The sequence below is a fragment of the Ruegeria sp. YTSA075 genome, from assembly GCF_059610245.1.
On sequence record NZ_JBXWNG010000031.1, the window covers coordinates 1 to 7,232 of the forward strand.

Sequence of the window (7,232 nt, forward strand, 5' to 3'; positions counted from 1 at the left end):
CTTCCTAGCAGTGATAGACAACTGCATTATGGCGCATTGCGACGCCGGTGGAGCAGGAGCCATCCACCCCATCCGCTTTAGGATGCATTGCTGCCATTGAAGCCAAGCCCTTTGTCTGCACTGGGCAGTTTGCTCGACTAAGCAAAATCTGCTGTCTGCGCATTTCCGTCATTGAGGCATCGAGCAGCATCGATCAAAATGGGCTCACAACGGCCTAATACTCACGCGGCAAAGCCAGCGCGGCAGGCAGGTTCAGACCCGTCATCGGACCTTCACCCCAAGCCCTTGATATCGCGATCTGTCTTTGGATGAGCAACCGTTAGCAAATCAGGAGCTACAGTTCACACGCCTGGCGGCGAAATCTGACTGCGCGCCCAAATCACCGATGCTGCGCGGAGTATGAATGGCTGCTATCGCGATCTACCGTTATTGGCTGATCAACAAATGCTTGCGGAAAATCGTGGCGCAGAACATAGTGCGAACATTATTATTCTTCAGCGAGGCTACATTTAACGGAAAACATCTCCCCCTACCTGCCGGGCATCCTGCTTTCTTACGGCGCATTTTTGATGGCGATTGCAAGCCCCGGTCCAAACGTCCTCGCTGTGATCGGAACCTCTATGGCGGTGAACCGTCCTTCTGGCATGGCACTTGCCATGGGTGTTGCGACAGGCACTCTCACGTGAGCGGTGCTTACCGCAATCGGGCTATCAGCCCTGCTTGCTACCTACGCTTCGGCTATTCTCATCATCAAAGTATTTGGCGGTCTTTATTTGCTCTGGTTAGCGTACAAGGCGTTTCGGTCAGCGGCATTTGCCCACGATATTGACACCACAGAGCTTGCAGGCGGCCGACGCACCGCCTGGGGCTACGCAAGGCGTGGATATATCATCCAAATGACGAACCCGAAAGCTGCATTGGCGTGGATCGCGATTATCTCGCTCGGCCTTGCTCCCGGTGCATCGCTGTGGGTCGCTGGCGCGATTGTGGGCGGCACGTTTGTCTTGTCAGTGGTGATCCACCTTCTCTATGCGGTGGCTTTTTCAACCCCGATGATGGTGCGCGTTTACGGGCGCGCGCGCCGCTTCATCCAAGGTGCGCTTGGCGCATTCTTCGGCCTCGCAGGTCTTCGATTGCTGACGGATCGGGGTTGAACGGATGGGAGCCTACGACGACAATTCAGCGGCCCGAAACCTCAATACAGGTTTCGCGGTGATGGTGCGGATCACGGCCAAGGAAGCGGAAGCTGACGCTGTAGCTGAAATCCTCCAGAATTTGGCCGGACCATCAAACGCGGAACCGGGCATGAAGTTCTTCATGCCCTACAGATCACCTGATGATCCTTCGCAGTTCTTTGTTTATGAGCTTTACGAAGATGCCTCTGGGTGGGACGCGCACAACGCTTCGCCGCATTTTCTCGCAGCCGTTGATGATCTAGTCGCAAAGGCTGCACACTGAGAACGTATTCCTTTTGCACCCTTCGTGACATAAGGCCGTTCTTTCGAGAGGAAATCGGGCTGGTTTAGTTGCTCGCAACAGATAGCAGCCGTTCGAGCTGATGCAGCGAAATGGCGCTTCTTGCGCGTCTCGGTTATCCGAACGGCGTGCGGCGAAAGCACGGTCTCGGGGGCGGCCATAACAACCCCTATGAATGACCGAATCGACGACAGGCGCTGCGTTGCAACAACACATGTGCCGCGACTGCAAACAAATGCTGCGTCAGCAAAGCGCGAAAAATGAATGACGGAAAAGTCCGCATCTGCTTAGTTCACGCCGGTTGAAGCGAACGGCGCTCCATCCCGGAACGGTCGTTCATGGGTCTCGCGGCCAAGGTGCCTGAAGAGAGCCCGAAAGGGCCCAATGCTGCGCGTTCAACGAAGCTCAGCTTGACGAGGCAAAGCGCCAAAACGTTTGCCAGACGAAATTTGAACATAGGCGCGAAGCCATCCTCATGCTAATTTTAGAGAGGATTTATAGGGCGGGAAGCTGTTGGATCGCCAGCACACAAAAGAGATTGACCGTGTCTTAAGCGGGTTCGATACAGGGAGAGACCGGCTTGTCGCGGACAGCTGGCAGCGCTGTGTTGAAACCTACGGTATGGATCCCTCACGGCAGGAACCCGCGCATATCCTGCCTGACACCAAATTCCGTGAACATCTGGAGCAATCCGAACGTCTGATCGCAACAGCGCGCTCGGGGCTGCAATCGTTGTTTGCGCAGGTTGCAGGGCAGAACTACGTCCTGCTGCTTGCGGATTCAGATGGCGTCTGCGTCGATTTCTTTGGCGACCGGAACTTTGAGGACGAACTCAGAACTGCGGGTCTTCATCTGGGATTCAAATGGACGGAAGAGTTGGCAGGAACGAACGGGGTAGGGTCGTGCATCGTTACAGGTCAGCCGGTGACGATCCATCAGGGGGATCATTTTTCGATCACGCATACGCCGCTGTCTTGTACGGCAGCGCCTATTTTCGACACCAAAGGTGGTCTTGCGGCTGTTCTGGATGTTTCGTTGTTGCGTGGACCTTCGCCTAAGGCGTCGCAGAATCTGGCCATGACACTGGTGACGAATTCCGCCCGTCGCGTCGAGATGGCAAACCTGATGGCATCGACCCGGCGCGATTGGGTCCTGCGCTTTTCAGCCAGCCCCGAATTTCTTGAGGTCGATCCTGAAGCGGCGGTTGCAGTGGACGGAAGCGGCAAGATCATTGGTATGACCTCGGGGGCCCGACGGGCACTGGACCCGGACGGTTCGGGCCACCTGATCGGGTCGCAATTGCAGGACTGGCTTGAAATCAGTGTTGATGACATGCCGGAGTTCATGCGCGGCAGACCGTCCGAAGAACGGGTTCTACACCTCAAGGACGGGCGCGCGCTCTATGGTCATGCCGTTGCGCCACAGACGTCGCAGATGACGGCGGCCCTGCGCAAGCGAGAACAGGTTCTGCCCGGAGCTCTTGGCAGTTTTGCGGGGCCGGATGCGGACCTTCAGCAGCTTTTGAACAATGCTGCACGTCTTGCACCGACCAGCCTGCCGCTTTTGCTGACCGGTGAAAGCGGCACGGGCAAGACCAAACTGGCGCGTGCGATCCACATGGCCGATCCTGCGAGACAGGATTTCCACACAGTGATCTGCTGCGATACCGAGACATTCGATTTCTGCCAAACCATCGACCCCGGCACGCTGTTCCTGCGCGGTGTTGAAGACCTGAGCGAGCCTGCACAGGCCTCTCTTTTAGCAGTGCTTGAGCGGCGGGCTGATCTGAGGATCATTGCCTCATGTCGGCAGCCCCCGGCGGGATTGCAGGGCGGTCTGCGTGAAGATCTGCTGCACCGGATTGCGGGGGCCACATTTTCTCTGCCGCCTTTGCGCCACCGAGCGGATCTGGATTGGCTAATTGATCGTCTGCTTCGACGGTTTGCAAGCCATGATATTCACCTGTCGACAGTCGCGCGCGCCGATCTGAAATCACGACTATGGAGCGGCAATATTCGTGAACTGGAACATCTGCTGCACAGCGCGGTCGCCCTGTGTCAGGACAACATCATCGACTTGACGGATTTGCCAGCCCCGGCGCTCGCCCCTGCGCAAAAGCTGGACTCAGATGATCTCGAAGCACTGCTGCGTGCTTGCGATTGGAACATGTCTCAAGTGGCGCGACGCCTTGGCGTGAACCGGTCGACAATTCTGCGCCGTGTGCGAAAGGCCGGGCTTACTCCACCTGCATAAACGCAAATGCCTTCGTGTTGCGCCCTTGTTGCGCGCGCAACAAGTCTTGGTGTTTTTGGCCTAGGTCAAGCGTTGAGCCGCCAAATCGACTTGCCCGAAGGGCCGCGGATTTGCCAGCCTTTTGCACCGTGGAGATAGGGAGGATGACATGCTCGACACAACACTCTCGGATCAGGTGCAGGGGTTCTTGGATGACTTCGGTGCGGCTTTGTCCCAAGGCGATATCGATGCCGCCTGCGATATGTTTCAGGACGATTGCTATTGGCGCGATCTGGTTAGCTTTACCTGGAATATCAAAACGGTCGAAGGCAAGGCGCAGGTGGCAGATATGCTCGCGCATCAGTTGGCCACAACCAAACCGAGCGGTTGGAAAATAGCCGAAGGTGAAGTGCCCACTGAAGACGGCGGAATAACCACTGCATGGATCGAGTTCGAAACCGAAGTGGCACGCGGCTATGGGTTAATCCGCCTCAAGGATGGCAAGATATGGACCTTGCTGACCACGATGGTCGAGCTGAAAGGTCATGAAGAGCCCAAAGGGTTCAACCGCCCACTTGGGGCCAAGCATGGTGCGGGTAAACACAGGACCACATGGGCAGAAGAACGGGCCCAGGAAGAGGCTGAACTGGGCTACAAAACACAGCCTTACTGCGTCATCATCGGCGGTGGTCAGGGTGGGATAGCCATGGGTGCGCGGCTGCGACAGCTCGGCGTCCCGACGATCATCGTTGAACGGAATGACCGACCTGGCGACAGTTGGCGCAATCGCTACAAATCCCTCTGCCTGCATGATCCGGTCTGGTATGACCATCTGCCTTATATCAAGTTCCCGGAAAACTGGCCCGTGTTCTCGCCCAAGGACAAGATCGGCGACTGGCTTGAGATGTACACCAAAGTGATGGAGCTGAACTATTGGACGCGCACGACGGCCAAATCCGCCACCTTTGATGAAGACAAGGGCGAATGGACCATCACGGTGGACCGGGATGGCGAAGAGGTGGTGTTGCGGCCCAAGCAACTGATCATGGCGACGGGTATGTCCGGCAAGAAACGCATGCCTGATTTTCCGGGTATGGATGTATTCAAGGGTGAGCAGGCACATTCCTCGGAACACGACGGGCCGGCCAGATGGGCAGGCAAGAAGGTTGTCGTGGTGGGGTCCAACAACTCGGCTCATGACATCTGCGCGGCGCTTTGGGAAAACGATGCCGATGTGACAATGGTGCAGCGGTCCTCGACCCATATAGTCCGCTCGGACACCCTCATGGAAATCGGACTGGGTGACCTCTATTCTGAACGTGCGGTGCGGTCTGGCATGACAACCGAAAAGGCCGATCTGATCTTTGCATCGCTGCCCTATCGCATTCTGCATGAATTCCAGATTCCGGCCTATGCCGCGATGAAAGAGCAGGACAAAGAATTCTATGACGGTCTGGAAAAGGCCGGGTTCTGGCTGGATTGGGGCGATGACGACAGCGGGCTGTTCATGAAATACCTGCGTCGCGGATCGGGCTATTACATCGATATCGGGGCCAGCCAGTTGATCATTGATGGTGAGATCAAGCTGAAACGCGGTCAAGTCACCGCGCTTGATGAAACCGGAGTTATCCTTGATGACGGAACGCATCTGGATGCCGATCTGGTGGTCTATGCGACCGGGTATAACTCGATGAACGGTTGGGTCGCGGACCTGATGGGTCAGGATATGGCGGATCGGCTTGGGAAATGCTGGGGGCTGGGCTCTGACACAACCAAGGACCCGGGGCCTTGGGAAGGCGAGCAACGCAATATGTGGAAGCCGACACAGGTTCCAAACCTTTGGATGCATGGTGGAAACCTGCATCAGTCCCGGCATTATTCACAGTTCCTAGCGTTGCAAATAAAGGCCCGGATGGAGGGCATCCCGACGCCGATCTACGGCCTTCAAGATGTGCATCACCTCAATTAAAGCATGCGCTACCACCAAGAAGCGGACTTTCAATCGAAAAAATTGAAAGTCCGCTTTGTTGCGCGTCTTACCAGTTCAGGCAAGGTGCCGCGAAGGGTCGGTTTTCAACTCATCCCGTACGAAAGAACCGGCATGGTCGGTTCCGTGAGAGTGAACTGCTGCGTCATCTGTTTGATACGACTGTGGCGCGCTGCATCGCGGAAGGTCTGGTGAGCGGGCAGCGCCTGGCAATTGATGCCAGCCTGATCGAGGCGGATGCCAACAAACAGAATTCAACACCAAAGGAAGAGTGGGATGCGACGAGTATCGATCCGGCCGATGCGCCCCGCGCGGTCCGCGAGTATCTCAACACGCTGGATGAGGCTGCTTTCGGGGCTGTCAGCGAGGCCCAGCCAAAGTTCACATCTCATTCTGACCCTGCCAGCCAATGGACGGCAGCGCGTAAAGGGCCTGCTTTCTTCAGCTATTCCGACAACTACCTGATCGACACCGACCATGGGGTGATAGTCGACGTGGAAGGCACCAGATCAATCCGGCAGGCAGGGCCATATTTCCTCCGAGGGATTGTACGCCGAGAGCGGCAGCACTCGTCATCAGGAATTCTCTGCGGTTCATGATTAGATCTCCGGTGAGGAAAAGGGTCAGAGTTTGGACAGTTTCTCTTCAGCTGTCTGCACGGCAGACCGTTCGGCGACGCGCGTGATCCAGGCTTCGATGTTGGGCAAATCAGACAGGCCCGTTGCCTCGGCCTGACGCAGGAAAGTCAGCCCGCCAGATGCCCACGGGTAGGTCATCATGTCGGCAATCGTGTAGTTGGCCCCCGCAAGGTAGGCGCCATCGGCAAGCGCACCTTCGAGCACAAAAAACAAGCGGATTGTCTCTGTGAGGTAGCGATCTATGGCATAGGGGAGCTTCTTATCGGCCATCTGGAAATGGCCCCATTGCCCGATCATTGGCCCCAAGCCTCCGACTTGCCAGAAGCTCCAGGCCATCACCTGCGCGCGCTCTTGTGCGCTTTCGCCAAGGAAACGGCCATGCTTCAAAGCCAAATGGAGCAAGATAGCACCGGATTCGAAGAGCGTGACGTCGCTATCTCGCAATGCCGGTATTTTTCCATTCGGATTAAGGCGCCGAAATTCCGGATGGTTCTGATCTCCTTCACCGATATTGATGGGCGTCTCCTTTCACTCCCCTGCCCTCCTAAAGGCACTGAAGACATGATGGAGGCGTTTCGATCCTGGCCGCGTTCCGACAAGCTGAAGTACATGTCGCTGGATCGGCTGAAATGCCATGTTCAAGCCGCTCATGACCTTTGGAAACGCATCGAAGGACATGTCGCAAAACCCGGTGAAATTTCGGGTGCGCCCGAAGCTTGTTTCGGGTCCCATATACAAGACCAAATTGAAGAAACAATTCTGTCCTGTAACGCCGATGGCGAGAGTTCAATGCCCTCGGCTGAAGCCTCGGAACCAGATTGTTCTGGCTCCGGGCCTGACGGCCCTTCGCATTGCTCAGAAAGCAATCATCCAACAGATCCGGCGGGGCGCAAGGCCCA

The 7,232-nt window shown here is 56.4% G+C and carries 5 protein-coding genes and 2 pseudogenes; 5 read left to right on the top strand and 2 right to left on the bottom strand.

Translation table 11 applies throughout. The features are described from left to right. The first annotated feature begins 689 nt into the window (after positions 1-689). The 5 genes and pseudogenes from AC2FGE_RS20795 to AC2FGE_RS20815 form a co-directional block, all read left to right on the top strand. Positions 690-1,154, top strand: a complete 465-nt coding sequence (locus tag AC2FGE_RS20795) for a LysE family translocator (RefSeq protein ID WP_496821238.1) — start codon at positions 690-692, stop codon at positions 1,152-1,154. Positions 1,155-1,158: 4 nt separating this feature from the next. After that, positions 1,159-1,458, top strand: a complete 300-nt coding sequence (locus tag AC2FGE_RS20800) for a putative quinol monooxygenase (RefSeq protein ID WP_496821239.1) — start codon at positions 1,159-1,161, stop codon at positions 1,456-1,458. A gap of 528 nt (positions 1,459-1,986) precedes the next feature. Then, the gene (locus AC2FGE_RS20805) at positions 1,987-3,729 is read left to right on the top strand and encodes a sigma-54-dependent Fis family transcriptional regulator (RefSeq protein WP_480828226.1); all 1,743 of its coding nucleotides are present in this window, start codon (positions 1,987-1,989) and stop codon (positions 3,727-3,729) included. Between the two features lie 148 nt (positions 3,730-3,877). After that, positions 3,878-5,677, top strand: a complete 1,800-nt coding sequence (locus AC2FGE_RS20810) for an NAD(P)-binding domain-containing protein (RefSeq protein WP_496821240.1) — start codon at positions 3,878-3,880, stop codon at positions 5,675-5,677. 122 nt (positions 5,678-5,799) lie between these two features. Continuing rightward, positions 5,800-6,219 (top strand): annotated as a pseudogene (locus AC2FGE_RS20815) (IS5/IS1182 family transposase); the annotation flags it as partial. Positions 6,220-6,318: 99 nt separating this feature from the next. On the opposite strand, the gene AC2FGE_RS20820 reads toward AC2FGE_RS20815, so the two are convergent. Both AC2FGE_RS20820 and AC2FGE_RS20825 read right to left on the bottom strand, forming a co-directional pair. Beyond that, positions 6,319-6,720 (bottom strand): glutathione binding-like protein, encoded by a 402-nt coding sequence (locus tag AC2FGE_RS20820; protein WP_496821241.1) that lies wholly within the window; start codon positions 6,718-6,720, stop codon positions 6,319-6,321. Positions 6,721-6,768: 48 nt separating this feature from the next. Then, a pseudogene (locus AC2FGE_RS20825) lies at positions 6,769-6,849 on the bottom strand (glutathione S-transferase family protein); the annotation flags it as partial. Between the last annotated feature and the right edge of the window lie 383 nt (positions 6,850-7,232).